This window comes from Pseudomonas fluorescens (genome assembly GCF_900636825.1).
In the GTDB taxonomy this organism is placed as follows: Bacteria; Pseudomonadota; Gammaproteobacteria; order Pseudomonadales; family Pseudomonadaceae; genus Aquipseudomonas; species Aquipseudomonas fluorescens_BG.
Genome location: NZ_LR134318.1, coordinates 279,763 through 306,169 on the forward strand (window position 1 = coordinate 279,763; position 26,407 = coordinate 306,169).

The window sequence follows — 26,407 nt, forward strand, 5'->3', positions numbered from 1 at the left end:
TAACCATTTTGTCATCACATTCAGATACCCGAACTTATGACCAACCTACCGGATACCGATTTCACCCAACGCTTCATCTTCGATGACAGCGACACCCGCGGCGAACTGGTGGCGCTTGAGCGCAGCTACGCCGAAGTCCTCGCCAAACATCCGTACCCGGAGCCGGTGGCCCAATTGCTGGGCGAACTGATGGCGGCGGCCTCTTTGCTGGTCGGCACGCTGAAATTCGACGGCTTGCTGATTCTGCAGGCGCGCTCGGAAGGCCCCATCCCGATGCTGATGATCGAGTGCTCGAGCGACCGCGAGATTCGAGGTCTGGCACGTTATGACGCCGAGCAGATCGCCCCGGACGCGACCCTTGCCGACCTCATGCCCAATGGTGTTCTGGCCCTGACCATCGACCCGAACGTCGGTCAGCGCTACCAAGGCATCGTCGACCTCGACGGCGAAACGCTGTCCGATTGTTTCACCAACTATTTCGTCATGTCGCAACAAGTGGGCACTCGCTTCAAGCTGTTCGCCGATGGCCGTCGTGCTCGTGGTTTGCTGCTGCAACAACTGCCAGCTGACCGTCTGAAAGACGAAGAAGATCGCGCCGCCAGTTGGCAGCACATCACCGCGCTCGCCAGCACGTTGACCGCCGATGAATTGCTCAGCCTGGATAACGAAACCGTGCTGCATCGTCTGTACCACGAAGAGGAAGTGCGCCTGTTCGACGTGCAGGGTCTGCGCTTCCGGTGCAGCTGCTCACGGGAACGCTCGGGCAATGCGCTGGTCAGTCTGGGTCTGGAAGATGCGCAAGCCTTGGTGGCCGAACAGGGTGGCACCGTTGAGATCGATTGCCAGTTTTGCAACGAGCGTTATCTGTTCGACGCAGCCGATATTGCTCAATTGTTCGCTGGCGCAGGTGTCGACACGCCGTCAGATACCCGGCACTAAAACGGTTCAGCGCAGGTAAATTCACTGCGTAACGACGGAATATCGCCGTTACGACGGGAGGACCCTACTCTTTTTGGGCGTTTCTGGCATAATCCGGCCCACTTTTTGTCGCGGTAGTAGTGCACGACTTTCTACTACAAAACGTTTGGAGCACACTCGGCCACTGGCCGACGGGGAATCTCATGACGCAAGCCAATAACGCCGTGTACACCGATCTGAGTGTTGATGATCTGGTAAAAGAAGCCTTGAATCGCGGTGAGGGCGAGCTTGCCGATACCGGCGCTTTGGTTGTTCGCACCGGTCACCGTACCGGCCGTTCGCCAGTCGACCGTTTCATCGTTGACGAGCCTTCCACCCAGGCAGCCATTGCCTGGGGTCCGATCAACCGCAAGTTCCCGGCCGACAAGTTCGATGCGCTGTGGAACCGCGTAGAAGCATTCAACAACGCGCAAGAGCACTTCGTTTCCCACGTGCATGTAGGCGCGGCTGAAGATCACTACCTCGCCGTGAAAATGACCACCCAGACTGCCTGGCAGAACCTGTTCGGTCGCTGCCTGTTCATCAACCCGGCCCAGTACAACCCGGCTGGTCGTGAAGAGTGGCAAGTGCTCAACGTGGCCAACTTCGAGTGCGTGCCTGAGCGTGACGGCACCAACTCCGACGGTTGCGTGATCATCAACTTCGCGCAGAAAAAAGTGCTGATCGCCGGCATGCGTTACGCCGGTGAGATGAAGAAAGCCATGTTCTCGGTGCAGAACTTCCTGCTGCCGGCCGCCGACGTGCTGCCAATGCACTGCGCTGCCAACATCGGTGAAGAAGGCGACGTGACCCTGTTCTTCGGTCTGTCGGGCACCGGTAAAACCACCCTGTCTGCCGACGAAAGCCGTTACCTGATCGGTGACGACGAACACGGCTGGGGCGAAGGCGTGGTGTTCAACATCGAAGGCGGTTGCTATGCCAAGTGCATCGACCTGTCCGAGAAGAACGAGCCAGTTATCTGGAAAGCGATCAAGCATGGTGCGGTGCTGGAAAACGTTGTCATCGACGACGCCAAGCACGCCGATTACGCCGATGTCAGCCTGACCCAGAACAGCCGCGCCGCCTACCCGCTGGAGCACGTTGCCAAGCGTTCCGAGAAGAACCTGGGCGGCGAGCCAAACGCGGTCATCTTCCTGACCTGCGACCTGACCGGCGTCCTGCCTCCAGTCTCGATCCTCAATGAAGAACAAGCGGCCTACCACTTCCTGTCCGGTTACACCGCTCTGGTGGGCTCGACTGAAATGGGTTCGGGCAGCGGCATCAAGTCGACCTTCTCGACTTGCTTTGGTGCGCCATTCTTCCCACGTCCGGCCGGCGAATACGCAGAGCTGCTGATCAAGCGCATCCGCGGCTTCGGCTCCAAAGTCTATCTGGTCAACACCGGTTGGACCGGTGGTGGCTACGGCGTCGGCAAGCGCTTCAACATCCCGACCACCCGCGCGGTGATCGCAGCGATCCAGAGCGGCGCGCTGATCGGCGCAGCCACCGAACACCTCGACACCATCAACCTCGACGTGCCATTGGCCGTTCCGGGCGTCGACACCAACCTGCTCAACCCGCGCAACACTTGGGCTGACAAGGTTGCATACGACGAGGCTGCGAAAGCATTGGCCGGTCTGTTCATCGAGAACTTCAAGAAGTTCGAAGTGAGCGACGCGATCAAGGCTGCAGGGCCGAAGTTGTAAGACTTGGTTTGTAGTGAATGAAAAAGCCGCCCTTTAGGGGCGGCTTTTTTGTGGGCGAAAACAAGACTAACTGGCAATATTCCCGCAGAAAATGGCCTTAACTACCAGAATACTGCCACTTAAAGAGCCAGCTTTTCGCCAATGCAGCGGTCAAAGATCGCCACTAGCCCCCGATAATCACATGACACAGCATCAATGTTTGCTGGGACCCAAGCGTCATCTTTAACGAGCCACCAATCGACTGGGAAGCCTGCGTTAATAATGATTTGTTCAAACAATAGACGTTGCGCTCGGCCATTACCTTCGCGAAAAGGATGGATGACATTCAAATCGCCATAAGCCTCAGCGATGTTCACCACAAGTTCTGGTTTGCCCATTCCCGCGAACCACGCCGAGCGCTCCATCACGCTAAAGATTTTTTGCGCTTCTGGAAGAATTCGCTCTGCAGTACAGAAAAATGTTTGTCCCTTTTTGATGTTAACGGTACGCAACTGCCCGGCCCAATCGTAAACATCGCAAAAAAGAGTTTTATGGGCGTGCTGCAGGACACTTAAATCATAAGGAGGGGGGAGAAGACGAAATCGACTGATCGCGATTTCCGAGAGCTCTCGCTCTGCTTTTTGCAGTTCTTCCTCAGAGTGGATGTCGAGCAAGTTACGCAGAACATCACTATGAGGGTAGCAATAGGGGTCTTGTCCGACCCCATATTTGTCCGTCATTAACGTGCAGTCTGACGATATTTTTCAATGACCGATTCCCTTGATGGAAGCGGTTTCTCGGCATCGGCACGGCTGGTATCGAAACCTTCCAGACGTAAGCTCGCCAGATAGTTTGACCGGCGTACTTTGTCGTAATAAGCCTGCTTCTGCTGGAACGTCAATTCGCTCATTTCATAGGCCTCTTGGTGCAGGACTCCAGTGTAGCGCAATCGTGTGGAGTGATAGGTCTGGATTTTCGATCCTTAAAGCGAGGCTGTTCATCGAGAGTCTGTTGGTTTTTTTGAATCATTTTGCCAGCCTTGGATATACGCGATGGTGCACATTCACCACGCAGAATTTCGTCAATTTCTCGCACGCTTTCCATCAGCTCATCAAAGAATTTGCTCATGGTTGCTCCCATGGTTGATTACCGTTTTTTTGATCGCTCTTACAGAGTGCAAAAGAGCGATACGATCACTCGATTTCAGGCTGGAGCCTTCCAGTTGAGCATCTGCTGCTGTGCGACTTGCAGCAGGTCACAGCCATCCTGCGTCAGCAGATAGAGGGCGTGGGTGATGTGGGGGATGTCTTCGACGTCGGCTTGTTTGAAGTTGAGGCAGTAGAGGGTGCGTAGCAGGTCGCTTGAAGCGCGCAGGCGCTGGACGGCGCATTCGAGGATGTCTTGTGGATTGGCCATTGTGTCGATGATCAGGGGCTTGGTGTCGGTGAGGTTGGATTCGAGTGGGCGGTAGCGATCAGGGGTAAGCGGGTTCCATGCTTTCATAATGTGTATTCCAGATGTCGTGAAGTGTCGTCCCCACCGTGACCAAGCGATGGGAGGCGAACTGTGTTCAGGTTGGTCAACCGGAGGAACACACAATCCGGCACGCTCGAAAGCGTCCCGAACACAGTCACCATGAAGCATGCAGACATTTGAAGTGTCGGCAGCATACAACGGACGTGTTTGTGTGTTCCATCAGGTGACCAAGCCTGAGTCGCTGATTAGGCAGCGACAGCCACGACTATAGATTTGACTTACCAAGCCGCGATAGGCGGCAAGGGAGTCTGGGTTTGTAGGAATGGGACGAATACCAGATAGGCCATTGCTGTAGGTTTTTTCGTCCGTTCACGCGCCCACGGCCTTCAGCCAATAACCCGATACGCCGCCACATCCAGCACACTCGTCGTCAGCCCCGTCGCAGGCGCGTAGATTGGGCCTTTCACCGCCGAGAACGGCACTCCTTTGCTGCCCAGAGACACGTAGCGTTCGCCTTTATCCAGTTCGGTGAAGTAGGTGTAGGAGATATTGTGCATCCGTTTGTACCGGGCTTCATCGCGGACGATGCCGTTGGTGAGGTTTTGCAGGTCGGCCTGGGTCAGGTTGAGGGTTTTGTTCAGTTGTACGCCCCAGCGCTTGAGGCACGTTTCGGCGTAGTGACGGACCACGCGGCCAGGTTCCACCAGGGTTTTCAGGTCGCTTGCGCTGGCAGGCACGCCACCGTCAGCTGTGGCGTTGCCGGCCATGGTCGCGTGGCGGCCGGCCATGGGGTAGACGCTGGTTTTGGTGCCGGTGGCGGTCTGTGGAATGACGCAGCTGAAACCCTTGGAGCGTTCATCGCGGGCATAGAAAGCGACATATTCTTTGACGTTGGCGCCGAGTTTTACCCGGTTTTCCTGGAAGTTTCCGATACCCGGAACAGGGTCCAATGCAAAGATGTTCACCGGAATGTTTTTAAGTTGGCTGTCCTTTAACATAGCATTGGCCAGCATGTGGCAACTTATGCCGCCTCGGCTCCAACCCACCAGATTGACGCGGGTGGGAATAATGCCATCTTTGCGGAACGTTCTGATGATCCCTTCCTGTAACTTCTGTTGAGTAATGCTGCGGTCGCCGTAGTTGTACTTTCGCCACATCCACGAGCCTTCGACTTTGACATCGTCAATAGGAATGCCGGCGGCTTTGAGGCGGTTGTATTCGGCCTCGGTCAGTTGCTCGCGCTGCCAGTCGCATTTGCCCTTGATGACGTTGAGGGCATGCTGCACGTTTTCCTCCCAGCCCTTGCCGAACAGAGTGCCGGTAAGGCCGTACTCCTTGGTTTTGGTGAACAGATCGTCAGCTTGCAGGTTGCCGCTGCCGGGTCCGTCGACGACGATCCATTCGGCGAACTCGCGGCCGCTATGGTTGGAAGCCAGCGTGGAAACCAGTTCGCCGTTCCAGAAGTTTTCATGGGTAGTGTCAAACTTGTTGGAACCGGTGCCGCAAAAAAATATGGTTAGAACTGTCATGGTGTTGCTCTCGTTTAGTTGTAAGAGCGAACAAGTTAGTGTCAGTTGCATGTATAAATAAAGCGCGGTGGTGTTTCCGCATTTGTAATGCGTATTAGTTATATGTTGTTTGCGGTGTTCTCTGTTTGGCAACTTCAAGTAAGTCGCAACCGTCCTGCACCAGCAGATAAAGGGCATTGACGATGTTGGGAATATCTTTCACGTCAGCCTGTTTGAAACATAAGCAGTAGAGTGTTTCCAGCAAATCACCGGCTGCGCGCAGACGCTGATCGGCGGCGTTGATCAGGTCAGTCTGGCTGCAGTGGCTGTCGATAAGCAGTACCGGATTTTCGCTGTAGCAAGTCTTGAGTGGGCGATAGCGGTTGATCATGTTGAGGCGTGTCCTGTTCGAAGGCGCTGGGGCGGGCCGGCAACGGGTTTGCAGCCGCGCCGGCCACTATAGAAGGGCGATTCTCTGTGGGACAAGACAGCCGCAATGGACAGTATTCGTAGGGGTTTTTCCGTGTTTTGAGGAAATGTCCTACGTGTTTTCCCAGCTTTTTCAGGCCAAAACCCTTAGGCGTAATAATTCCTACGTGATTGTCAGGCGATTCGCGATAAACCGCTGTATCGTGCGCGCCAGAATCTGTAGGGCGTTTCCAAACGTCTGACACGCGCTTAAAGGGAATTAGGTATGCACTGGCTAAGAATGGCCGCACTTTTACTGCTCGGGCTGAGCACTTGCCGTTTGGCCATGGCCTCTGATGTTGGCAATGCATGGGTGCTGGATCGTGTCGATCGCACTGATTGGCCGGAGGCGCTCATCAGCCAGGCGAATATGAACACCGCAGCGCGCGGTGAGGTGTTGATGTTCGCCAAAGTTCTGTTGGCCAGCGAAGCGCTGGATGAAGAGGGGCTTGAGCAGCGACTCGGTGTACCCCACGTGCAACTGAAGTCGATTCGCCACGTGCGTGACGGCCTCTGGGAGGGGCTGTTGAGCACCTATCGCAACGCCAGTCAGAACTGTGATAAACAAGCGTTCTGCCCGCGCGTGCGCAGCGTCGCTGACCTGCGTCAGTTGGCGGCAGCGTTCACTGGCGACATCAGCCCGGCCCATGCGCTGTGGGCGAGCAAGAGCCAAAATATCCATGAGCAGATGCTGAACGAGCAGTTGCGGGTGGCGGTTTTGCGTCCCTGAACTTCAGGATTTTGCGTTGTTCTGGCCGGCCTCTTCGCGAGCAGGCTCGCTCCCACAGGGACCGTGGCGCTCTAGTAATCGCTGTATCATTCCGAATCGATTTGGCCCCGACCTTTTCTCGACTCGCTGCGATCGCCCGCTAGGCTGTTGGCATGGCAGCAGTCAATGGAGTGACAGCGAATGCACAACACCCTGGAACAGGTTTTTGGTTTTCCACAGTTTCGACCCGGACAAGAAGCTGCGATCAGCGCGGTACTGGCGGGGCGCTCGGCGGCGGCGATTTTCCCCACCGGTTCCGGCAAGTCGATTTGTTATCAATTGCCGGCGCTGATGCTGCCGCACCTGACGTTGGTGGTGTCGCCATTATTGGCGCTGATGCAGGATCAACTGGCCTTTCTGCAGCGTCACGGGATCTCGGCAGGCAGCATCGATTCGGCGCAGAGCCGCGATGACGCCAATGACGTGATGGCCCGCGCCCGTTCCGGCGAGTTGAAGATTTTGATGATCTCGGTGGAGCGTTTGAAGAACGAGCGCTTCCGCAACTTTTTGCAGCAGGTGTCGATTTCGTTGCTGGTGGTGGACGAGGCGCATTGCATCTCGGAGTGGGGCCACAACTTCCGCCCCGATTACCTCAAGCTGCCGGATTACCAACGCCAGTTCAACATCCCGCAGACCTTGCTGCTGACGGCGACGGCAACACCGAAAGTCATCGCTGACATGCAGGCCAAATTCGCCATTGCCCCTGAGGATGTAGTGACTACCGGTTTCTATCGGCCCAACCTCAATCTCCTGGTAGAACCGGTACGTGGGCAGGACAAGCGCAGGCGTCTGGTGGAGTGGATGGCCGAGCGTGCGGGGCAGCCGAGCATCGTCTACGTGACGTTGCAGAAAACAGCTGAACAGGTCGCTGAACACCTTGAGCGCAACGGCATTCAGGCCGAGGCGTATCACGCAGGTTTAGCCCACGACAAACGCGAAGCGATCCAGAAGCGCTTCATGGCCGGGGAATCGAATTGCATCGTTGCGACCATCGCTTTCGGCATGGGCATCGACAAGAGTGACATCCGCAATGTGGTGCACTTCGACCTGCCCAAATCCATCGAAAACTACAGTCAGGAAATCGGCCGCGCCGGACGCGACGGGCAGCCATCGGACTGTCTGGTGTTGGCCAATCGCGACAGCCTCAACGTGCTGGAAAACTTCGTCTACGGCGACACTCCGGAACGTGAAGGCATTCGCTATGTGCTCGATGAGTTAAAAGCGTCGGTACCGGAGGGGCAATGGGAGTTTTTGCTTGGGCCGCTGGCGGATCAAAGCAATATTCGTTCTTTGCCGCTGAAGACGTTACTGGTGCAGCTAGAACTGCGCCGCCTGATCGCACCGCGCTATGCCTATTACGCTGAATACCGTTTCAAGTATCTGCTTGAGCCCGACGCACTGCTTCAGCGATTCGAGGGCGAGCGCAGGGATTTTGTGGCAGCGATCATCCAGACTTCAAGCCGTGCACGCACCTGGGCAACGGTGGATTTCGAATCCATGTACGCGAGCTATTCGGCTGAGCGTAACCGGGTGGTGACGGCGCTGGATTACTTTCAGGAGAAAGGCTGGATCGAGCTGGAAAGCAAGCAGATGACCGATGTCTACAGTGTGTTGCAAAGCGACTTTGACACTGAAGCGTTGACTGCTGAGTTACACGATTACTTCACCCGTCATGAGCAGACCGAAGTCGCGCGAATTCACGCAATGCTTGAGCTGTTCGCCACCGAGCGATGTTTGGGATACCGATTGGCGAAGTATTTCGGTGACCTCGCTGCGCCCGAGCGTTGCGGGCATTGTTCGGTGTGCCATGGGCACATTGCGAGGCTGCCCGCGCCACCGGAATTGCCGGCCCTTGTGGATAAGAATTTTGCGGCGCTCTGCGGTGAGTTTATCCACAGGCATGAGCAGCATACCGGTGGCCTCCCCACGGCAGAACGGGTAACGCGGTTTTTATGCGGGATCAGTGTGCCGCTCTTTACCAAGCTCAAGGCGCGGACGATTTCAGGGTATGCCGCGCTTGAGGAATACCCGTATGCCGAAGTTCGCCATTGGGCACAACAGCACCTTTAGCGTCGTTAGGAGCTGCCGAAGGCGCGGCCGTGGTCGGACGATTCGTTGACTTCAAGAAATCATGAGCCAGCCGTACCTGAATCCATCCGCTGAATGTCGATCATCACGGTAATAAACTTCAAAAAACACGGTTGGCTGACTATGGTTGAGTTCTGTCTTCGGATCGCCAACAAGAGAACAACATGAGCCAGACATCGTTCGATATTCAGCAGGCTGCCGTGATCGGCGCGGGGACCATGGGGCGTGGCATTGTCATGTGCCTGGCCAATGCCGGCGTGAAGGTGCAATGGGTGGATAACAATCCACAGATGCTTGAGCAGGCACTCACTGCGGTCGCTGACACCTACGCACACAACGTGCGACAGGGGCGCATTGATCAGGCCGAGGCCGATGCGCGCGTGGCCCGAGTCACGGCTGCGGCGGATTATCCCGCCATTCGCAATGTCGACTTGGTGATCGAAGCGGTATACGAGAACCTTGAGCTCAAGCAGAAGATCTTTCGCGAACTGGATGGATTGTTGAAGCCCGAAGCTTTGCTGGCAAGCAACACGTCGGCGCTGGACATTGATGCGATTGCTGCCGCGACACGGCGTCCGGAGCAGGTGCTTGGCCTGCATTTCTTCAGTCCGGCGCACATCATGAAACTGCTGGAAATCGTCCGGGGCGCGCAAACATCTCCGGCAGCGCTGCAAGCCGCCCTGGCGTTGGGCAAGCGTATGGGCAAAGTCAGCGTGGTGTCGGGCAACTGCCACGGCTTTATCGGCAACCGCATGCTGCATCCGTATGTGCTGGAGGCCCGCAAGATGTTGCTCGAGGGCGCTTATCCGCAGCAAGTCGATGCGGCGTTGCAGGGCTTCGGTTTTGCCATGGGGCCGTTTCGCATGTACGACGTGGTCGGCATCGATCTCGAATGGCGCGCCCGCGAATTGGCTGGCAAAGGTCAGGATGCGCCTGAAGTCCAAGTGGACAACCGCTTGTGTGAAATGGGTCGTTTCGGACAGAAGTCGGGCAACGGTTATTACCATTACGAGCCTGGCAGTCGCCAGGCGGAGCATGATCCTGAAGTGGATGCGCTGGTGCTGCAGGTCAGCGAAGGGCTGGGCTTCCAGCGCCGCGAAATCGGCCCGGAGGAAATTCTTGAGCGCTGTCTGCTGGCGTTGGTCAACGAAGGCGCGAAGATTCTGCAGGAAGGCATCGCCGAGTCGGCCCATGACATCGATCTGGTTTATCTGAACGGTTATGGCTTCCCGGCGGACAAAGGCGGGCCGATGGCCTGGGCGGATCAGCAGGGGCTTGCGGATATCCATCAGCGCTTGCTGGCGCTGGAAACACGGCAGGGCGATCAGTGGAAACCGGCGCGGTTGATTGGCGAGTTGGCGGCGCAGGGAAGGGGATTTGCGGATAGTTGATACTGGTCGGCCTTGCTGACGTCGTCGCGAGCAGGCTCGCTCCCACAGGTGATCGCATTCCGGTGTGAGAGCGAGCCTGCTCGCGAAGGCCTTGCCACGGTTTTTTTTGAATAAGACTCGCCGAAATATTTCAAGGAATCGCTCATCAATGTCCAACCCGATGCCACAACGCAGCGACTACCCGCACTTCCAGCCCATCACTACGCGCTGGCACGACAACGATGCCTACGGTCACGTCAACAACGTCACCTATTACAGCTTCTTCGACACGGCCGTGAATACGTACCTGATCCAGGTCGGGGGGCTGGATATCCATGACGGTGAGGTCGTGGGGTTCGTGGTCAGTTCGGCGTGCGATTACTTCGCGTCGATTGCATTTCCGGATCTGATCGAAATCGGTCTGCGCGTTGGCAAGTTGGGCAACAGTTCGGTGCAGTACGAACTGGCGGTGTTCAAGGTCGGCGAAAGCGAGGCGTGTGCGGCGGGGCGTTTCGTGCACGTGTTCGTCGATCGTGCAAGCAACCAGCCCGTGCCGATCCCGGCTCTGTTGCGTGACGCTTTGCAGCGGTTGGCGGTGTAATACAAAAAAAATCGCAGCCTGCGGTAGCGCCTACAGGATCGATGTAGGGGCCGTCGCAGGCTGCGATCTTTTGACCACGCAGCCGTCAATCAGCGATTAACGGTGACGATAGTATTTGTGATGCTTGCGATGGCCGTAGGCGTGGCCGCGACCTGGGTGGCCGTCGCGGTAGTAGCGGCGGTCGCGACCGCGATCGTAATCACGATCATCGTCGTCGCTTTTGTTGCCCATGTAGTTACCCAGTGCGCCACCGGCGCCGCCACCTGCTGCGGAGCCGATCAGGCTGCCGGTGGTGCCGCCCAGGCTGCGGCCGACTACGTTACCGCCCGCTGCGCCCAACGCACCACCGATGGCGGCTTCGCCACGGCTGCGTTTGTCTGCGCCAACTGCGCTACCACCCGCGCCGCCCAAGGCTGCGCCGATGGTGGAACCTGTGTTGCCGCCTAACGACTGACCGACGACCGAGCCAAGAACCCCGCCCAATGCGCCGCCCACACCCGCTTCGGTGGTGCCACCGGCAGAAGCAAAGCCACTGACCAGGCCAAGGGACAACAAGAGAATCGAGGAGAACTTCATAGAGGATGAGCCTCAAAGGGATGACGGCGCCGATCCTGAGGCTCTGAATTGGGTGTGACAATCAAAATCCGACGAATAACACGACTTGTATACAATATTGCAAGTTACTGTTTTTTCACCGGAACTTAACCGTTTTTCGCCGGTCTTTAGCTACTTCGGACAGGCCGCTTTTGTGAAAAAGCGGCCTTTTTTGTGGGCGGTCGAAAAGCAGAAGCTAAAAGATCGCAGCCTTCGGCAGCTCCTACAAGGATCGGTGTAGGAGCTGCCGAAGGCTGCGATCTTTTGATCTTTGCTTAAGCGGATTTAGCCATGATCAACCCCGTCTCACTCGCCGCCTCCAGCCGGATCGCGATGAACTTCGACGTCGGCGTATGGCTGCCGTCCCCGGTGCTTTCCAGCGGCACCAGCGGATTCACTTCCGGATAATAGGCCGCCGCCTGCCCCGCAGGAATATCGAACGCCAACAATGTAAAACCTTTCACGCGACGCTCGCGGCCATCGTCCCACAGCGACACGATGTCAGCCTTCTGCCCCGGGCGGAAGCCCAGGCGGATGATGTCAGCTTCATTGACGAACAACACGTCACGTTGCCCCTTCACCCCGCGATAGCGGTCGTCGAGGCCATAAATCGTCGTGTTGTACTGATCGTGAGAGCGCATCGATTGCAGGATCAGATCCGGCAGCTGTCCAGTAGCGCGAGTGCGCTCGTGTACCAAATCTTTCGGTAACTGATTGGCGCGGAAGTTGGCGCGCCCCGACGGCGTGTTCCACTTGCGCGCACCGGCGCTGTTGCCGAGGTAGAAGCCACCCGGGTTTTTGACCTTCTCGTTGAAGTCTCTGAAGTTCGGGATGGTGTCGGCAATCAGGTCGCGGATACGTCCGTAATCCGCCACCAGCCAGTTCCAGTCCACCGGTTGACTGCCCAGCGTGGCGGCGGCGATGCCGGCGATGATCGACGGCTCCGAGCGCATCAGATTCGACAGCGGCTGCAACTGGCCGTTGGAGGCGTGAACCATGCTGAACGAATCTTCAACGGTAACGGCCTGCGGGCCTTCGGTCTGGATATCGATGTCGGTACGACCCAGGCACGGCAGGATCAGCGCATCTTTGCCGTGAGCCAAGTGGCTGCGGTTGAGCTTGGTGCTGATCTGCACGGTCAGGTCGCAATTGCTCAGTGCTTTGAACGTGCGCGGGCTGTCCGGTGTGGCTTGGGCGAAGTTGCCACCCAGACCGATAAAGACTTTGGCCCGGCCTTCGGCCATCGCGTGGATCGCCTCGACCACGTTGTGGCCGTTGTGGCGTGGCACTTTGAACTGGAAGCGACGCTCCAGCGAATCGAGGAACGCTACCGGCGGCCGTTCGTTGATGCCCATCGTGCGGTCGCCCTGCACGTTGCTGTGGCCGCGCACAGGGCACAGACCGGCGCCCGGCTTGCCGATATTGCCGCGCAGCAGCATCAGGTTGGCGATTTCCTGGATGGTCGGCACCGAATGGCGATGCTGGGTGATGCCCATCGCCCAGCACATGATCACGTTCTTGCCTTTGGCGTACATGCGCGCCGCTTGCTCGATCTCGACCAGCGTCAGGCCGGACTGCTCGACGATCTGCTCCCACGAGGTGTCGTCGACCGTGGCGAGATACTCCAGCACGTTGACGCTGTGGGCATTGAGGAAGTCATGGTCGAACACCGCCGGCTCGCCAGCCTTCTGCGCATCGCGTTCCCATTGCAGGAGGAACTTGGCCATGCCGCGCAGCACCGCCATGTCACCGCCGAGTGCCGGGCGGAAATACGCGGTGTTGGTCGGCTTGTCGCCGTTGGTGAGCATTTCGATCGGATGCTGTGGATGCTGGAAGCGCTCCAGACCACGTTCTTTCAGCGGGTTGATGCACACCACCTGAGCGCCGCGTTTTACCGCTTCACGCAGTGGCTCGAGCATGCGCGGGTGGTTGGTGCCGGGGTTCTGGCCCCAAACGAAAATCGCGTCGGCGTGTTCGAAATCATCGAAGGTCACCGTGCCTTTGCCGACACCGACGCTCTGCGCCAGTGCAACGCCACTGGCCTCGTGGCACATGTTCGAGCAGTCAGGGAAATTGTTCGTGCCGTAAGCGCGCACGAACAGCTGATACAGATATGCCGCCTCGTTGCTGGCGCGGCCCGAGGTGTAGAACTCGGCCTGATCAGGGCTCGGCAGATTGCGCAGGTGCTTGCCGATCAGGGCGAAGGCATCTTCCCAACTGATCGGTTTGTAGCGGTCGGACTCGGCGTCGTAGACCATGGGTTCGGTCAGGCGACCCTGATATTCCAGCCAGTAATCGCTCTGCTCCAGCAGCGAAGTGACGCTGTGCTTGGCGAAGAATTTCGCATCGACGCGGCGCTTGGTCGCTTCCCAGTTCACCGCTTTGGCGCCGTTCTCGCAGAATTTGACCATGCCGCTTTCCGGCGAATCGCCCCAGGCGCAACCCGGGCAGTCGAAGCCGCCGTTCTGGTTGGTCTTGAGCATCATGCGCAGGTTTTTCAGCGCGTTGTCGCTGGTCAACCAGGCCTGGGCCACACTGATCAGGGCGCCCCAGCCGCCGGCGGCACCTTTGTAAGGCTTGTAACGCGGGACAGGTTTCTGGTCGGCTTGATGATGTTGGCTCACGCTTGATTCTCCATCGCGGGGCTGTACACCCGCGGCGCACTTTTCTGCGGCAGGTGGATGAGATTGAGGTTGTGGCGCCGCGCCCATTGCACGGCAAGGCCGGTGGGCGCGGACAGGCTGACCAGCGTCTGAATGCCGGCGCGCAGCACTTTCTGGATCAGTTCTAGGCTGCAACGGCTGGTGACAATCGCCAGTCCGCCGTCTGTAGATATCTTCTGGCGGATCAGACCGCCGATCAGTTTGTCGAGGGCGTTGTGCCGGCCGATGTCTTCACGGCCCAGCAACAATTCGCCGCTGGCGTTCATGAACACCGCCGCGTGCACCGCGCCGCAATGCTGGCCCAGTGGCTGAAAGGCACCGATGCGCTGGCGCAAGCCGTCGAGCCATTCGATGGGAGGCAGCGCTGCGCCAGGCAATACCTTGAGATCGGGTAGCGCTTGTTCGACGGCTTCAACGCCGCAAAGTCCACAACCGCTGGTGCCGGCCAACTGCCGACGCTGCTGTTTAAGATTCCAGAACGCGCGGTTGGCGATTGTCACTTGCGCATATTGCGCCGACCCTGCACCGGTCAGTTGCAGGTCATAAATGTCGCTGGCGTCTTCGATGATGCCGCTGCCGAGGCTGAAACCGACAATGAAGTCTTCCAGATCGGTCGGGGTCACCAGCATTACCGCCTGACTGATGCCGTTGTAGGCGATCGCCAACGCAACTTCCTCGGCCAGCGCGGTGCTGGCCGATGCCTCAAAGGGTAAATCGCTGTAGCTGTAGGTCTGGCTGGCGGCAGGCGCAGGCGTTTCAATTGCTGGCGTCGCGCAGGCTGGGCGCTTGGCGTTCATGGCATCACCGACGGTTTGATCTAGGTCAAGACTAGGCGCGGCAAGTTGTCGCGTCTAATCGCTATTACCGATCTACCGATAGATGCCGTCGATCAAGCCTCGGGTCGCGATTTTTGATACAGCGCGAAACAGGCTTCCGCCAACGCCGATCGCGGTGCGCCGCGACGCATGATCAACCCCAGCGGGGCGAGGGTGTGGGCGTTTTCGATCGGTTGCAGACGCAGGTGATCGGCGAGGGTTTCGGCGCCGCCATCGAGCGGCATGATCGCGCAGCAGAAACCGCCGTGTACCGCTTGCAGCAATTGATGCACAGCGTCGGTCTGCAGCAGCGGCTGCGGAGTCAGGCCACGGCTGTGGAAATTGTGATCGATGGACTGACGAAAATGCATGCCGCTGGTGAGCATGCACAGTGGCAATTCGATCAGCGATTCCCAGCTCAACGGTTCTTCGCCGAAGTTGAACGAGCGCTCGTCATAGAGCAGGCCCATGCGCGTCTCGTTGAAGGCCAGCGAATCGAAGCGCTCACTGTCCAGACGCTCAAGATAAGAGACGCCGATATCGATACGGTTGTTGGCCAAGTGTTCGAGCACCTGTTCGGAGCTGAGCGACGACAACTCGAAGCGCAGGTCCGGATGCGCCGCGTGCAACCGTTGCATCAACGGCAACGGATCAAAACTCGACAGCGGCACCACGCCCAAGCGCAGCGTACCGATCAGGTTGCCGCGACACGCCGCCGCTTCCGCCTGCAAGCCGTCATAGGCCGCCAGCACCGTGCGCGCCCAGGCTAGGACTCGCTCGCCCGGCGCGGTAAAGCCTTCGAAGCGCTGCCCACGATTGACCAGCGGCAGGTCGAGTTCTTCTTCAAGGCTGCGCAAACGCATCGACAGGGTTGGCTGGGTGATGTGGCAGCGCGCGGCGGCCTGGCCGAAATGGCGGGTTTCGTCGAGGGCGATGAGGAATTTGAGCTGCTTGATGTCCATCTTCGCTCCGGGCGGTTGGCAGGTGTCGCGATTCTAACGCCTGCGGCGCGGTAGCGTCATTGGTCGGACAGGAGCCGGGGTTGGTTGAGGTGGTCTAGTCTTGGACGACTGATCCTTTATTCCATGGAGTGAATGCAATGAGCCTTTTGAGTTTTGTCAAAGAAGCCGGTGAGAAACTGCTTGATCTGCTGACCCCGGGCAACGCCAATGCCAGCGAGCAGCTGAAGGAACACATCAGCAAAGTCGGGCTCGGCAATCCCAACGTGCAGGCGACAGTGGATGGCGACAAGGTGACGGTCACGGGCGAGGTGGCGAGCCAGGAAGAGAAGGAAAAGATTCTGCTCGCGGTCGGCAATATTGCTGGCGTGGGCAGTGTTGACGATCAGATCACCGTGACCGGACCAGTTGTCACTGCCGCGCAATTTGTTGTGGTCAAGTCGGGTGATACCCTCAGCGCGATTTCTCTGCGTGTGTACGGGGATGCCAACAAGTACCAGAAAATTTTCGATGCCAACAAACCGATGCTCAAGGATGTGAACAAAATCTATCCGGGGCAGACTCTGCGTATTCCTGAGTAATACAAAACCCCTGTAGGAGCTGCCGCAGGCTCGGGCCGCGTTCGGACGATCTTTTGATCTTGTTTGTAAAAAATCAAAAGATCGCAGCCTGCGGCAGCTCCTACAGGGATCACAGTCCGGCGATCAGGTTGCGGTAGTCCTCGACTGCTGCAAATTCGGCTGTGTCCTTGGGCCCTTTGCGGCTGTCCGGTTGTTTCACTGCGAGCAAATGCGCCACGCCAAAATCCCTTGCACTGCGCAGGATCGGCAAGGTGTCGTCGATAAACAGACTGCGCGCCGGATCAAAACCGATATCCGCCTGCAAGGCATCCCAGAACTGCGGGTTTTCCTTGGGAAAACCGTAATCGTGCGAGCTGATCAAGCGCTCGAAATACGGCGCCAGTTCGATCCGTTCCAGCTTCAATGACAGCGAATCACGATGGGCATTGGTGATCATGATCACCCGTTTGCCCGCGCGTTTAATCGCCTCGAGAAACGTATCGGCGTCCGGGCGCAGGGCGATCAAGTGCGCGGTTTCCTGTTTCAGCTCGCGCACCGACAGCTTCAACTCTGCACTCCAGAAATCCAGGCAATACCATTGCAACTGGCCGGCGTGGCGTTCGAACAGCGGCTGCAATTCCATCTCGGCCATTGCCCGGCTCACCCCGTGCAGCTCGGCGTAACGCTGCGGCAAGTGTTCCAGCCAGAAGTGATTGTCGAAGTGTAGGTCCAGCAGCGTGCCGTCCATGTCGAGCAGGACGGTATCGATGTCGGACCATGGTAATGAAGGCATGGCAACGTCTCGAAACGGTAGAAAGATATCCGACATAAACAATCGGGAAAGCCGCGTTATAGTAGCGCGTTCACGCCAAGGAGCTTTGCATGCGCCAGAAACCCACCGTACTCGCCCGCGAAATTGTCGCTACCAGTCGATTGTTCTGCGTCGAAGAACTCAAGTTGCGTTTCTCCAATGGCGTTGAGCGTACCTACGAACGTCTGGTCGGCAAAGGTGCGGGCTACGGCGCGGTGATGATCGTGGCGATGCTGGATGCCGAACACGCCGTGCTGGTCGAAGAGTATTGCGGCGGGACTGACGAGTATGAATTGTCGCTGCCCAAAGGCTTGATCGAGCCGGGCGAAGATGTGCTGGCGGCGGCTGAGCGTGAGCTCAAGGAGGAGGCCGGTTTTGGTGCGCGACAACTGGAACATCTGACCGAGCTGTCGCTGTCGCCCGGTTACATGAGCCAGAAAATCCAGGTAGTGCTGGCCACCGATTTGTACGAAGAGCGGCTGGAGGGTGACGAACCTGAGCCGATGCGGGTAGACAAGGTCAACCTGCGCGATCTGTCGGCGCTGGCGCAGAATCCGCAGTTCACCGAAGGGCGGGCGCTGGCGGCGCTGTATCTGACCCGCGACTTGCTGACGCAGCGGGGTTTCTTCCAGTCATGAGTGAGATGTCGATGAATTTTCCCCATCCGTTGATGGCGCCCGTGGTCGAGTTGGCCTTGCAGGCGGGCGAAGCGATTCTGCCGTTCTGGCGTGCGGGTGTTGAAGTCACGTCCAAGTCCGATGACTCGCCGGTGACGGCAGCGGATCTGGCGGCGCATCATCTGATCGTCGCCGGGCTGACGGCGCTGGATCCGAGTATTCCCGTGCTGTCCGAAGAGGACGCCGATATCCCGCAAGCGGTGCGCGCCGGGTGGCAGCGCTGGTGGCTGGTCGATCCGTTGGATGGCACCAAGGAATTCATCAGCGGCAGTGAAGAATTCACCGTGAATATCGCGCTGATCGAAAATGGTCAGGTTTTGTTCGGTGTGGTGACCATGCCGACCAACGGTCGTTTCTATGTCGGTGGCGCTGGTTTGGGCGCCTGGCGTTGCGATCCAGGCGGCACGCCGGCAGCCATTCGCGTGCGTGACGCTTTGAAGCCCGGCGAAGCGTTCACTGTGGTCGCCAGTCGTCGACATTCCAGTCCTGAGCAGGAGCGCTTGCTGGCGGGCTTAAGCGCGAGTCTCGGTGAGCTGCAACTGGCCAACATCGGCAGCTCGCTGAAGTTTTGTCTGCTGGCCGAGGGCGCCGCGGATTGCTATCCACGTCTGGCGCCGACTTCGCAGTGGGACACGGCGGCGGCGCAGGGCGTGCTGGAAGGGGCGGGCGGTGAGGTGCTGGATTTGCGCGGCGAAGCGTTCAGCTATCCGGCGCGGGAATCGCTGCTCAATGAGTTCTTTTTGGCGTTGCCGGCGAAGGCGGCTTGGCGGGGGAGGTTGTTGGAGTTGGCCCGAGGTTAATGTTCTGATCCGCAATTCCCCTCACCCCAGCCCTCTCCCCTTGGAGAGGGAGCCGACCGAGTGATAATGGAGAGCCACGTCGACCTGGTCCAGTTTTGCGGAGTCCGCAATCGCTGAGGTATTCAAGGTCGCTGTACAACGCAAGACACCTCGGTCAGTCCCCTCTCCCTCCGGGAGAGGGTTAGGGTGAGGGGCTTTTGATCTTCAGCGGTGCAAAACATACTGCCCGGTAAACTTCACCGCACTCTCATCACTGCCCGCATTGACGATCCGCGTATCCAGCGTCAACCGCGCTCGGCCATAGCGCCGATACATCGCCAAAAACTTCTTCCATACCGCCGCATCCGGCGCAGGGCAAATCGCCGTGGCATCCGCCGTCACCGGCAGTGGATAACTGATCTGCCCTTCCTGAATTACGATGTGGCCGTCGGTAATGCCTTCTTCCTTCAAGCGCAAATGCAGCCAGCCCCAACCGGCTAGCACCGCGCCGCAGTAGAGGCTGCCGCCGAACATCGTGCTCTTGTGATTGACGTTGGGCTCCAGTGGCAAGTGCAGGCGTAGCTGCTGATCACGCCAGTCGAGCACTTTCAGGCCCATCTCCCGGGTCAGCGGAATGTCGTGATGCAGCACCGATTCCAGATAGCCGCTGTCGCTGCTCATTCGTTCTCATCTCCATGGCTGCTGTCGGCGAAATTCAGACCGTGCTTGCGCAATTTGTCGTGCAGGGTCTTGCGCGGAATGCCCAGGGCTTCGGCGAGGCTGCGGACCGAGCTATGCGAGCGCGCCAGTTCGGCGGCGATCAGCGACTTTTCGAAGTGCTCCACTTGTTCGCTGAGGCCGCCATTGATCACTTCGACCGTGGCGCCGCCGCTGCCTTCGGCGCCGGTATTGTCCAGCGCCAGCTCAAGGCCGAGGGCGAAGCGCTCGGCGGCATTCTGCAATTCCCGCACATTGCCCGGCCAGGTGTGACGCAGCAACAGGGCGCGCTGGGCCGGTTGCAATTCGTGAGGCGGCAAGCCGTGGCGGGCGCTGGCTTCGTCGGCGTAATGCTGGAACAACATCAGCGCATCCTCGCCGCGTTCGCGCAGCGGTGGAATGCGCAGCGGTGCGACGTTGAGGCGGTAATACAAGTCGGCGCGGAACCGGCCCTGGTCTGCAGCCTGACGCAGGTCTTCCTTGGTGGCGGCAATCACGCGGATATCCAGTGGGATCAACTGATTGCCACCCAACCGCTCGACCACCCGTTCCTGCAGCATGCGCAGCAATTTCACCTGCACATCCATGCTCATGCTTTCGATTTCATCGAGGAACAGTGTGCCGCCGTTGGCGAACTCAAATTTACCGATCCGACGTTTCTGCGCGCCCGTGAAGGCGCCGGGCTCATGACCGAACAGTTCGCTTTCCACTACCGATTCGGCCAGCGCGCCCGCGTTGATCGCCACGAACGGGCCGTTGCGCCGGCTCGACAAGTCGTGCAGCGCGCGGGCGACCACTTCTTTGCCCGCGCCGGTTTCGCCGAGGATCAGGACGTCCGCCTTGGTCGCCGCCAATGCGCCGATCTGTTCACGCAGGCGCAGCATCGGTGCCGAGTGGCCGACCAGTCGTGCGCTCAGTTCGTTGCGGTCGCTCAAGGCCAGACGCAGGCTGCGGTTGTCCAGCACCAGTCGGCGCAGGGCCAGGGCGCGGCGGACGCTGTCGAGCAGTGCGTCACTGGCGAAAGGCTTTTCGAGAAAGTCATACGCCCCGGCGCGCATTGCCTGGACGGCCAGCGGCACGTCACCGTGGCCGGTAATCAGCAGCACCGGCAGTTCGGGATCTTGCGCATGCAACTGGCTCAACAGCTCGAGGCCGTCCATACCTGGCATGCGAATGTCGCTGACCACCACGCCGGGCCAGTCACGCTCCAGTTGCGCGGCCAGACCTTTGGCTTCGGACAGCGGCAGGATTTTCAGACCGGCCAGATCCAGTGTCTGCCCAAGGGCCTGACGCAGGTGCGGATCGTCGTCGATCAACACCACCTGAATGCGATTGTCGATGGTCATGCACTTCGATCCTCGGACGGTTGCAGGCTGACCCCGGGCGCACCGGCGCGCAGCCGCAGGGTGATCAAGGCGCCGCCTTGCTTGTGGTTGGCGAACGACAATTCGCCACCGAAGGCGCGCATCAGGGTTTCACAAATGGCCAGCCCCAGACCCAGACCCTGGGTGCGAGTCTTGGTGGTGTAGAACGGCTCGCTCGCCCGGCCAAGCGCCTCCATGCAGAAGCCCGGGCCGTTGTCGCGAATGTACAGGTTGACGCCATCGTCGGTGGCTTCGGCACTCAGCCACAGTTTGCGCGGCGGACCTTTTTCGGTAAGGGCATCCAGCGCATTGGCGAGCAGATTGCCGAGCACCTGACGCAGCCGGGTTTCCCCGGCTTCGACCCACAGCGTGGCGGCGGGCAGGTCGCGGATCAGCTCGACTTCCATGCTGCGTCGACGTTTGGCCAGCAACGCCAGGGCATCGTCCAGTGCCGGTTGCAGGGCGACGCTTTCCGGGGCGTGGCGATCGCGCCGGGCGAAAGCGCGCAAGTGGGCAATGATCGAAGCCATGCGCCCGGTCAGTTCGCTGATCAGCTTGAGGTTGCCACGCGCATCATCGGTGCGTTGATGATCAAGCAACACTTCGGCGTTTTCGGCATAGCTGCGAATTGCCGCCAGCGGTTGATTGAGTTCGTGGCTGATGCTCGCCGACATGGTGCCCAGCGCCGACAGTTTGCCGGCCTGGACCAGATCGTCCTGTGCGCGCACCAATTCCTGCTGAGCCTGCTCACGCTCGAGTACTTCCTCTCTCAAGCGGCGGTTGAGGCCTTCGAGATCGCTGGTACGTTCCGCGACCCGGCCTTCCAGCTCCCTGCGCGCCTTGGCTTCAAACGCAATGCGCTCCAGATAATGACGGCGACGCTGCATCATCAAACCCACCAGCAACATGACCACCAACAGCGTGGCGCCACCGATCGCCACCACCGTGCGCACTGGACGGTCGATCAGCGTACGCGGGGCGAGGATGCTGACGCTCCAACCGGTCTCGGCGATGTCGTGGGTCTGGATCAACCACGCGGTTTGGCTGAGGTGCAGTGGCCGCGGGTCTCGGGTTGGATAAGGCTGGATGGCAGTGATCGCGGAGCGTTCGCTCTCGCTCAATTCGCGGGTCGAGCGGAAGCGCCATTCCGGGCGGGAGGTGAGGATTACTACACCGTTGTGGTCGGTCACCAGCAGTTGTTCCGGGGTCTTGCCCCAAAGACTTTCGGTGTGGTCGAGGTCAACCTTGATCACCAGCACGCCGATGATCTTTTCGCCGCTGCGCACGGCCGCTGCGAAGAAATATCCGCGTTTGGCCGACGTCGTGCCGAGCCCGAAGAAACGTCCGAGGCGTCCGGCCATGGCTTCGCTGAAGTACGGGCGGAAAGAGAAATTACGGCCGACGAAGCTGTCGTGTTTGTCCCAGTTCGACGCGGCCAGTGTCTGGCCGCTGGTGTCCATCAGGTACATCACTTCGGCGCCGGTCTGCGCGGCGATGTTTTTCAACAGGCGATTGGCATTGCCTTGGGTGACGCCGTCGTCCGGCGCGCCGAGCACCGCACGCAGGGCCGGCAGGTCGCCGAGAATTTGCGGCAGTACTTCATAGCGGTGCAGGGTGCCGAGAAGGTTGGCGACGTAAAGGTCGAGAGTCTGGCGATTCTGCCCGGCCAGTTCGCTGCGGTAATAGCGCTCGGCGAGATGTTCCAGCGGCCACAGCAGCGGTGCCAGGCACAGGGCCAACAGGGCGAGGCTGCGCCAGCGAGGTCTGCGGGGAAGGGTGGGTTTCATAAGCCGGTTGCGCCTGAGGTGACAGGCGCATTATGCCCGGGCTCAAGCGAAGACGTCAGCGTCCTTGAGCAGCGCGGCCGCCTGGTCCTTGGCCGAAAGCTTCGGCGCTTCGTCCAGTTGCCAGTCGATGCCCAGCGCCGGGTCGTCCCAGCGAATGCTGCGCTCGGAAGATGGGTCGTAATAATTGGTGGTTTTGTAGAGGAATTCGGCGAACTCGCTCAACACTACGAAACCATGGGCGAAACCTTCCGGCACCCACAGTTGACGATGGTTTTCCGCCGACAGACGCACTGCCACCGACTTGCCGAAATGCGGCGAGCTGCGGCGGATGTCCACCGCCACGTCGAGTACTTCACCGGCCGTCACGCGCACCAGTTTGCCCTGAGTGTTTTGCAACTGGTAATGCAGGCCGCGCAGCACGCCTTTTTGCGAGCGCGAATGATTGTCCTGCACGAATTGCGTGTCCAGACCGGTCGCTTCCTGAAACGCCTTGGCGTTGAAACTCTCGTAGAAGAATCCGCGCTCGTCACCAAAAACCTTGGGTTCGATGATCAGAACACCGGGCAGCTCGGTGGTGATTACATTCATGAGGATTTCCATAGACAAGTGTGAATGGGCGACATTCTTGCGCAAAGTGCCTGAGGGCGCGAGTGGTCCAACGCAAATAGCCGCAAACCGGCGTGCGACGGTTAGGGGTTGCGCATCCGCTGCAGCAATGGCGATATAGGCGCCTAATAAAATTTCAGGGGTCGTTTCATGCCGCTCGCCACGTTGATTCATCGCGCCAGTTTGCCCAGCCCGCAGGTGTCCGAGGCGCAGGCGCTGCAATGGCTGGCCGAACATTACGGGCTCAGCGGCACGTTACAGGCGCTGGGCAGTCAGCAGGATCTCAACTACCGCGTCGATAGCGCACGCGGGCGATTCGTGCTGAAAATCTGCCGTGGCGATTATGCTCTGGTGGAATTGCAGGCCCAGCACGCCGGGCTCAAGTATCTGGCCGAACACTCCCATGTGGCTGTGCCACGGGTGATTTCCGCGATCAATGGAGAGGATCTGTTGACGCTGGAAACCGCGGGCGAGGCGGTCCACGTGCGCCTGCTGGATTACATCGAAGGCCAGCCCCTGACCGATCTCGATCATCTTGGCCGCGACGTAGTGGCCGGGTTCGGCCGGCTCTGCGGCGAGATGGACCTGGCACTGGCCGGTTTTGACCATCCCGGTCTCGAGCGCACTTTGCAATGGGATGCACGCCACGCCAGCGCGCTGATCACCCATTTGCTGCCGGTCATCAAGGACCCGCAGCAACGTGATCTGATCGCGGTAGTTGCCGCCAATGCCGAGCGTCGACTGCAGCCGCTGCTGGACACGCTGCCGGTGCAGGCCATTCACATGGACATCACCGATGACAACGCGGTGTGGGCGCGTGATGCTCAGCGCCGTTGGCAGTTGCAAGGCGTGATCGATTTCGGTGATCTGGTACGCACGTGGCGTATCACCGATCTTTCGGTTACTTGCGCCGCGTTGTTGCATCACGCCGCTGGCGATCCGTTTGTCATCCTGCCGGCCGTGCAGGCGTACCACGCGGTCAACCCGTTGCAAGCCGAAGAGTTGCAGGCATTGTGGCCATTGATCGTGACGCGGGCGGCCGTGCTGGTGCTGAGTGGCGAGCAACAGGTCAGCATCGATCCGGGCAACACCTACAGCCGCGACAATCTCACCCACGAGTGGGAAATCTTCCGCGTGGCGACGTCGGTGCCATTGGCATTGATGGAGGCGGCGATTCTCAGCGCTGTCGGTCAGACTTTGCCAGCGATCGATAGCCACGGTTTCGCGCCGCTGTTGCCCGGTCTGGTCGGGCGCGAATTTGCGCTTATCGACCTCGGCGTCTTGAGCCCGCATTTCGAGGCCGGGAACTGGGAGCAGGACGGCATTGATCAGCGCCTGTTGACCGAAGCCGCTGCGGCGCACGGCCTGGCCGCAAGCCGTTATGGTCAATACCGATTGTCGCGCACCCGCCCGGACAGCGCGGTTGAACCGGACACCTTCGCGCTGCACGTCGAACTGCGCGTACCCGACGGCACCACGGTGGCCGCACCGTTCGCTGGCGTGCTGCATGCCGCGGCAGACGGCGCGCTGTACCTCGACGGCGCGCAACTCAGTGTGCGTCTGTGGGGCGTAACACCGACGTTGCACGACGGCGCTGCCGTTAACCAGAGTCAGACACTGGGCGCGGTGGACGGCCCGTTGCGCGTGCAGTTATGCCGCGAGCCAGCCGTACAGGCGCCGTTGTTCTGCACGCCGACGCAGGCGCCAGCATGGCAGGCAGTGTGTCCATCACCGGCGGCGCTTCTTGGCCTGGCTTGCGATGCCGAGCCGGAACTGGATGCGCAAACCTTGCTCGAACGCCGGGACGCCAGTTTTGCCCGCACGCAAAAACACTATTACGTCGATCCGCCGCGCATCGAACGCGGCTGGCGCAATCATCTGATCGACATGCAAGGCCGTTCCTATCTCGACATGCTCAACAATGTTGCGGTGCTGGGCCACGGCCACCCGCGCATGGCCGCCGTTGCTGCGCGGCAGTGGTCGCTGCTCAACACCAACTCACGTTTCAACTACGCGGCGGTGGCGGAGTTTTCCGAGCGATTGCTGAAGCTGGCGCCGGAGGGGATGGATCGCGTGTTTCTGGTCAATAGCGGCAGCGAGGCCAATGACTTGGCGATTCGGCTGGCGTGGGCCTACAGCGGCGGGCGCGACATGATCAGCGTGCTCGAGGCCTACCATGGCTGGACGGTCGGCGCTGATGCGGTGTCGACCTCGATCGCCGACAACCCGAAAGCCCTGGAGAGCCGTCCGGACTGGGTGCATCCAGTGACGGCCCCGAATACCTATCGCGGCGAATTCCGTGGCCTCGATTCGGCGCCGGATTACATGCGCAGTGTGCAGCATCATTTGCAACGGCTCGCCGAGCAAAAGCGCCAACTCGCCGGGTTCATCTGCGAGCCGGTGTACGGCAACGCCGGCGGTATTTCATTGCCGCCGGGCTATCTGCAACAGGTTTATTCCCTCATCCGCGCGCAGGGCGGGGTCTGCATCGCAGACGAAGTGCAGGTCGGTTACGGCCGTATGGGGAAATTCTTCTGGGGTTTCGAAGATCAAGGCGTGGTGCCAGACATCATCACCATGGCCAAGGGCATGGGCAACGGCCAGCCGCTGGGCGCGGTGATTACTCGCCGGGAAATTGCCGAGGCGCTGGAAGCCGAGGGCTACTTCTTTTCCTCGGCGGGCGGCAGTCCGGTGAGCTGCCAGATCGGCATGGCGGTGCTGGATGTGATGGAGGAGGAAAAGCTCTGGGAAAACGCGCAAGTGGTCGGCGGCCACTTCAAGGCGCGCCTCGAAGGTTTGATCGATAAACATCCGCTGGTGGGCGCGGTGCATGGTTCAGGTTTCTATCTGGGGCTTGAATTGATCCGTAATCGCCAGACGCTGGAACCGGCGACCGAAGAGACTGCTTTGCTGTGCGATCGCTTGCGCGAACTGGGAATCTTCATGCAGCCGACAGGCGATGATCTCAACATTCTGAAGATCAAACCGCCGATGGTGACGTCGCGCGGCAGCGTGGATTTCTTCGTCGATATTCTTGATCGGGTGCTCGAAGAAGGGCTGTAGTCATCCGCATAGGTAAATGTGCGGCGTTAGTTCGATTTGTATCGGGTTTAATAAACAATATTTAGACAGAATGCATTTTTTCGGATTCTA

25 protein-coding genes are annotated in these 26,407 nt (G+C 59.3%); 10 read left to right on the forward strand and 15 right to left on the reverse strand.

Going from position 1 to position 26,407, the window contains the following annotated elements:
* Positions 1–36 precede the first annotated feature (36 nt).
* Positions 37–939 (forward strand): Hsp33 family molecular chaperone HslO, encoded by a 903-nt coding sequence (hslO, locus tag EL257_RS01245; protein WP_126359104.1) that lies wholly within the window; start codon positions 37–39, stop codon positions 937–939.
* A 182-nt stretch (positions 940–1,121) separates the two neighbouring features.
* Positions 1,122–2,663 (forward strand): phosphoenolpyruvate carboxykinase, encoded by a 1,542-nt coding sequence (locus EL257_RS01250; protein ID WP_126359106.1) that lies wholly within the window; start codon positions 1,122–1,124, stop codon positions 2,661–2,663.
* A 119-nt stretch (positions 2,664–2,782) separates the two neighbouring features.
* Here EL257_RS01250 and EL257_RS01255 read toward each other — a convergent pair whose 3' ends face one another.
* From EL257_RS01255 to EL257_RS01280, 6 genes are all read right to left on the reverse strand, one after another.
* On the reverse strand, positions 2,783–3,382 hold the full coding sequence (locus tag EL257_RS01255) for a Fic/DOC family protein (protein WP_126359108.1): 600 nt from the start codon (positions 3,380–3,382) through the stop codon (positions 2,783–2,785).
* Positions 3,382–3,552, reverse strand: coding sequence for a YhfG family protein (locus tag EL257_RS01260; protein WP_007917944.1), 171 nt, complete (start codon positions 3,550–3,552; stop codon positions 3,382–3,384). The genes EL257_RS01255 and EL257_RS01260 overlap by 1 nt, the downstream gene beginning before the upstream one ends.
* Entirely contained in the window at positions 3,549–3,770 is a 222-nt protein-coding gene (locus EL257_RS27855) for a hypothetical protein (RefSeq protein WP_232013057.1), read from the reverse strand. Before EL257_RS27855 ends, EL257_RS01260 begins: the two co-directional genes overlap by 4 nt.
* Positions 3,771–3,845: 75 nt before the next feature.
* Positions 3,846–4,145: a hypothetical protein gene (locus tag EL257_RS01270; protein WP_126359110.1), complete on the reverse strand. Its 300-nt coding sequence runs from the start codon at positions 4,143–4,145 to the stop codon at positions 3,846–3,848.
* 359 nt (positions 4,146–4,504) lie between these two features.
* The gene (locus EL257_RS01275) at positions 4,505–5,647 is read right to left on the reverse strand and encodes a hypothetical protein (protein ID WP_126359112.1); all 1,143 of its coding nucleotides are present in this window, start codon (positions 5,645–5,647) and stop codon (positions 4,505–4,507) included.
* Between the two features lie 94 nt (positions 5,648–5,741).
* Positions 5,742–6,017 (reverse strand): hypothetical protein, encoded by a 276-nt coding sequence (locus EL257_RS01280; protein ID WP_126359114.1) that lies wholly within the window; start codon positions 6,015–6,017, stop codon positions 5,742–5,744.
* A 303-nt stretch (positions 6,018–6,320) separates the two neighbouring features.
* Here EL257_RS01280 and EL257_RS01285 point away from each other — a divergent pair, with 303 nt between their 5' ends.
* From EL257_RS01285 to EL257_RS01300, 4 genes are all read left to right on the forward strand, one after another.
* Positions 6,321–6,824: a polysaccharide deacetylase gene (locus EL257_RS01285; RefSeq protein ID WP_126359116.1), complete on the forward strand. Its 504-nt coding sequence runs from the start codon at positions 6,321–6,323 to the stop codon at positions 6,822–6,824.
* A 180-nt stretch (positions 6,825–7,004) separates the two neighbouring features.
* Complete coding sequence (locus EL257_RS01290; RefSeq protein WP_126359118.1) at positions 7,005–8,933, forward strand: RecQ family ATP-dependent DNA helicase; 1,929 nt, start codon at positions 7,005–7,007, stop codon at positions 8,931–8,933.
* Between the two features lie 182 nt (positions 8,934–9,115).
* Positions 9,116–10,342, forward strand: a complete 1,227-nt coding sequence (locus EL257_RS01295; RefSeq protein WP_126359120.1) for a 3-hydroxyacyl-CoA dehydrogenase — start codon at positions 9,116–9,118, stop codon at positions 10,340–10,342.
* Positions 10,343–10,490: 148 nt separating this feature from the next.
* Positions 10,491–10,922: an acyl-CoA thioesterase gene (locus EL257_RS01300; protein WP_126359122.1), complete on the forward strand. Its 432-nt coding sequence runs from the start codon at positions 10,491–10,493 to the stop codon at positions 10,920–10,922.
* Between the two features lie 96 nt (positions 10,923–11,018).
* On the opposite strand, the gene EL257_RS01305 is transcribed toward EL257_RS01300, so the two are convergent.
* From EL257_RS01305 to EL257_RS01320, 4 genes are all read right to left on the reverse strand, one after another.
* On the reverse strand, positions 11,019–11,498 hold the full coding sequence (locus EL257_RS01305) for a glycine zipper domain-containing protein (RefSeq protein ID WP_126359124.1): 480 nt from the start codon (positions 11,496–11,498) through the stop codon (positions 11,019–11,021).
* A 293-nt stretch (positions 11,499–11,791) separates the two neighbouring features.
* A complete protein-coding gene (locus EL257_RS01310) occupies positions 11,792–14,140 on the reverse strand; it encodes an FdhF/YdeP family oxidoreductase (RefSeq protein ID WP_126359126.1) in 2,349 nt (782 codons plus the stop codon).
* On the reverse strand, positions 14,137–14,976 hold the full coding sequence (gene fdhD, locus EL257_RS01315; protein WP_126359128.1) for a formate dehydrogenase accessory sulfurtransferase FdhD: 840 nt from the start codon (positions 14,974–14,976) through the stop codon (positions 14,137–14,139). Before fdhD ends, EL257_RS01310 begins: the two co-directional genes overlap by 4 nt.
* A 92-nt stretch (positions 14,977–15,068) precedes the next feature.
* Positions 15,069–15,956 carry a LysR family transcriptional regulator gene (locus EL257_RS01320; protein ID WP_126359130.1) on the reverse strand — a complete coding sequence of 296 codons (888 nt, stop codon included), beginning with the start codon at positions 15,954–15,956 and terminating at the stop codon, positions 15,069–15,071.
* Between the two features lie 137 nt (positions 15,957–16,093).
* Between EL257_RS01320 and lysM the strand changes: the two genes are divergently transcribed.
* Positions 16,094–16,534: a peptidoglycan-binding protein LysM gene (gene lysM / locus EL257_RS01325; protein ID WP_102899582.1), complete on the forward strand. Its 441-nt coding sequence runs from the start codon at positions 16,094–16,096 to the stop codon at positions 16,532–16,534.
* 109 nt (positions 16,535–16,643) lie between these two features.
* On the opposite strand, the gene yrfG is transcribed toward lysM, so the two are convergent.
* A complete protein-coding gene (gene yrfG / locus EL257_RS01330; protein ID WP_126359132.1) occupies positions 16,644–17,306 on the reverse strand; it encodes a GMP/IMP nucleotidase in 663 nt (220 codons plus the stop codon).
* A gap of 89 nt (positions 17,307–17,395) precedes the next feature.
* On the opposite strand from yrfG, the gene nudE reads away from it, so the two are divergent.
* Complete coding sequence (gene nudE / locus EL257_RS01335) at positions 17,396–17,962, forward strand: ADP compounds hydrolase NudE (RefSeq protein ID WP_126359134.1); 567 nt, start codon at positions 17,396–17,398, stop codon at positions 17,960–17,962.
* Between the two features lie 11 nt (positions 17,963–17,973).
* On the forward strand, positions 17,974–18,801 hold the full coding sequence (cysQ, locus tag EL257_RS01340) for a 3'(2'),5'-bisphosphate nucleotidase CysQ (RefSeq protein WP_126359136.1): 828 nt from the start codon (positions 17,974–17,976) through the stop codon (positions 18,799–18,801).
* Between the two features lie 204 nt (positions 18,802–19,005).
* On the opposite strand, the gene EL257_RS01345 is transcribed toward cysQ, so the two are convergent.
* The 4 genes from EL257_RS01345 to rfbC are packed head-to-tail and all read right to left on the reverse strand — an operon-like array spanning position 19,006 to position 23,236.
* Complete coding sequence (locus EL257_RS01345) at positions 19,006–19,461, reverse strand: YiiD C-terminal domain-containing protein (protein ID WP_126359138.1); 456 nt, start codon at positions 19,459–19,461, stop codon at positions 19,006–19,008.
* Complete coding sequence (locus EL257_RS01350) at positions 19,458–20,843, reverse strand: sigma-54-dependent transcriptional regulator (protein WP_126359140.1); 1,386 nt, start codon at positions 20,841–20,843, stop codon at positions 19,458–19,460. The genes EL257_RS01345 and EL257_RS01350 overlap by 4 nt, the downstream gene beginning before the upstream one ends.
* Positions 20,840–22,648 (reverse strand): sensor histidine kinase, encoded by a 1,809-nt coding sequence (locus tag EL257_RS01355; RefSeq protein ID WP_126359141.1) that lies wholly within the window; start codon positions 22,646–22,648, stop codon positions 20,840–20,842. The genes EL257_RS01350 and EL257_RS01355 overlap by 4 nt, the downstream gene beginning before the upstream one ends.
* 42 nt (positions 22,649–22,690) lie before the next feature.
* Complete coding sequence (rfbC, locus tag EL257_RS01360) at positions 22,691–23,236, reverse strand: dTDP-4-dehydrorhamnose 3,5-epimerase (RefSeq protein ID WP_126359144.1); 546 nt, start codon at positions 23,234–23,236, stop codon at positions 22,691–22,693.
* Positions 23,237–23,404: 168 nt separating this feature from the next.
* Here rfbC and EL257_RS01365 point away from each other — a divergent pair, with 168 nt between their 5' ends.
* Entirely contained in the window at positions 23,405–26,317 is a 2,913-nt protein-coding gene (locus tag EL257_RS01365) for an aminotransferase (protein ID WP_126359146.1), read from the forward strand.
* Positions 26,318–26,407 lie beyond the last annotated feature (90 nt).

Coding starts and splice junctions, on each gene's coding strand:
- yrfG (WP_126359132.1), bottom strand. CDS start 17,306: ATGCCTTCATTACCATGGTCCGACATCGATACCGTCCTGCTCGACATG.
- EL257_RS01275 (WP_126359112.1), bottom strand. CDS start 5,647: ATGACAGTTCTAACCATATTTTTTTGCGGCACCGGTTCCAACAAGTTT.
- EL257_RS01345 (WP_126359138.1), bottom strand. CDS start 19,461: ATGAGCAGCGACAGCGGCTATCTGGAATCGGTGCTGCATCACGACATT.
- EL257_RS27855 (WP_232013057.1), bottom strand. CDS start 3,770: ATGAGCAAATTCTTTGATGAGCTGATGGAAAGCGTGCGAGAAATTGAC.
- EL257_RS01270 (WP_126359110.1), bottom strand. CDS start 4,145: ATGAAAGCATGGAACCCGCTTACCCCTGATCGCTACCGCCCACTCGAA.
- EL257_RS01305 (WP_126359124.1), bottom strand. CDS start 11,498: ATGAAGTTCTCCTCGATTCTCTTGTTGTCCCTTGGCCTGGTCAGTGGC.
- rfbC (WP_126359144.1), bottom strand. CDS start 23,236: ATGAATGTAATCACCACCGAGCTGCCCGGTGTTCTGATCATCGAACCC.
- EL257_RS01285 (WP_126359116.1), top strand. CDS start 6,321: ATGCACTGGCTAAGAATGGCCGCACTTTTACTGCTCGGGCTGAGCACT.
- EL257_RS01290 (WP_126359118.1), top strand. CDS start 7,005: ATGCACAACACCCTGGAACAGGTTTTTGGTTTTCCACAGTTTCGACCC.
- nudE (WP_126359134.1), top strand. CDS start 17,396: ATGCGCCAGAAACCCACCGTACTCGCCCGCGAAATTGTCGCTACCAGT.
- EL257_RS01250 (WP_126359106.1), top strand. CDS start 1,122: ATGACGCAAGCCAATAACGCCGTGTACACCGATCTGAGTGTTGATGAT.
- lysM (WP_102899582.1), top strand. CDS start 16,094: ATGAGCCTTTTGAGTTTTGTCAAAGAAGCCGGTGAGAAACTGCTTGAT.
- EL257_RS01260 (WP_007917944.1), bottom strand. CDS start 3,552: ATGAGCGAATTGACGTTCCAGCAGAAGCAGGCTTATTACGACAAAGTA.
- EL257_RS01320 (WP_126359130.1), bottom strand. CDS start 15,956: ATGGACATCAAGCAGCTCAAATTCCTCATCGCCCTCGACGAAACCCGC.
- EL257_RS01295 (WP_126359120.1), top strand. CDS start 9,116: ATGAGCCAGACATCGTTCGATATTCAGCAGGCTGCCGTGATCGGCGCG.
- EL257_RS01355 (WP_126359141.1), bottom strand. CDS start 22,648: ATGAAACCCACCCTTCCCCGCAGACCTCGCTGGCGCAGCCTCGCCCTG.
- EL257_RS01350 (WP_126359140.1), bottom strand. CDS start 20,843: ATGACCATCGACAATCGCATTCAGGTGGTGTTGATCGACGACGATCCG.
- EL257_RS01365 (WP_126359146.1), top strand. CDS start 23,405: ATGCCGCTCGCCACGTTGATTCATCGCGCCAGTTTGCCCAGCCCGCAG.
- cysQ (WP_126359136.1), top strand. CDS start 17,974: ATGAATTTTCCCCATCCGTTGATGGCGCCCGTGGTCGAGTTGGCCTTG.
- EL257_RS01255 (WP_126359108.1), bottom strand. CDS start 3,382: ATGACGGACAAATATGGGGTCGGACAAGACCCCTATTGCTACCCTCAT.
- hslO (WP_126359104.1), top strand. CDS start 37: ATGACCAACCTACCGGATACCGATTTCACCCAACGCTTCATCTTCGAT.
- EL257_RS01300 (WP_126359122.1), top strand. CDS start 10,491: ATGTCCAACCCGATGCCACAACGCAGCGACTACCCGCACTTCCAGCCC.
- EL257_RS01280 (WP_126359114.1), bottom strand. CDS start 6,017: ATGATCAACCGCTATCGCCCACTCAAGACTTGCTACAGCGAAAATCCG.
- fdhD (WP_126359128.1), bottom strand. CDS start 14,976: ATGAACGCCAAGCGCCCAGCCTGCGCGACGCCAGCAATTGAAACGCCT.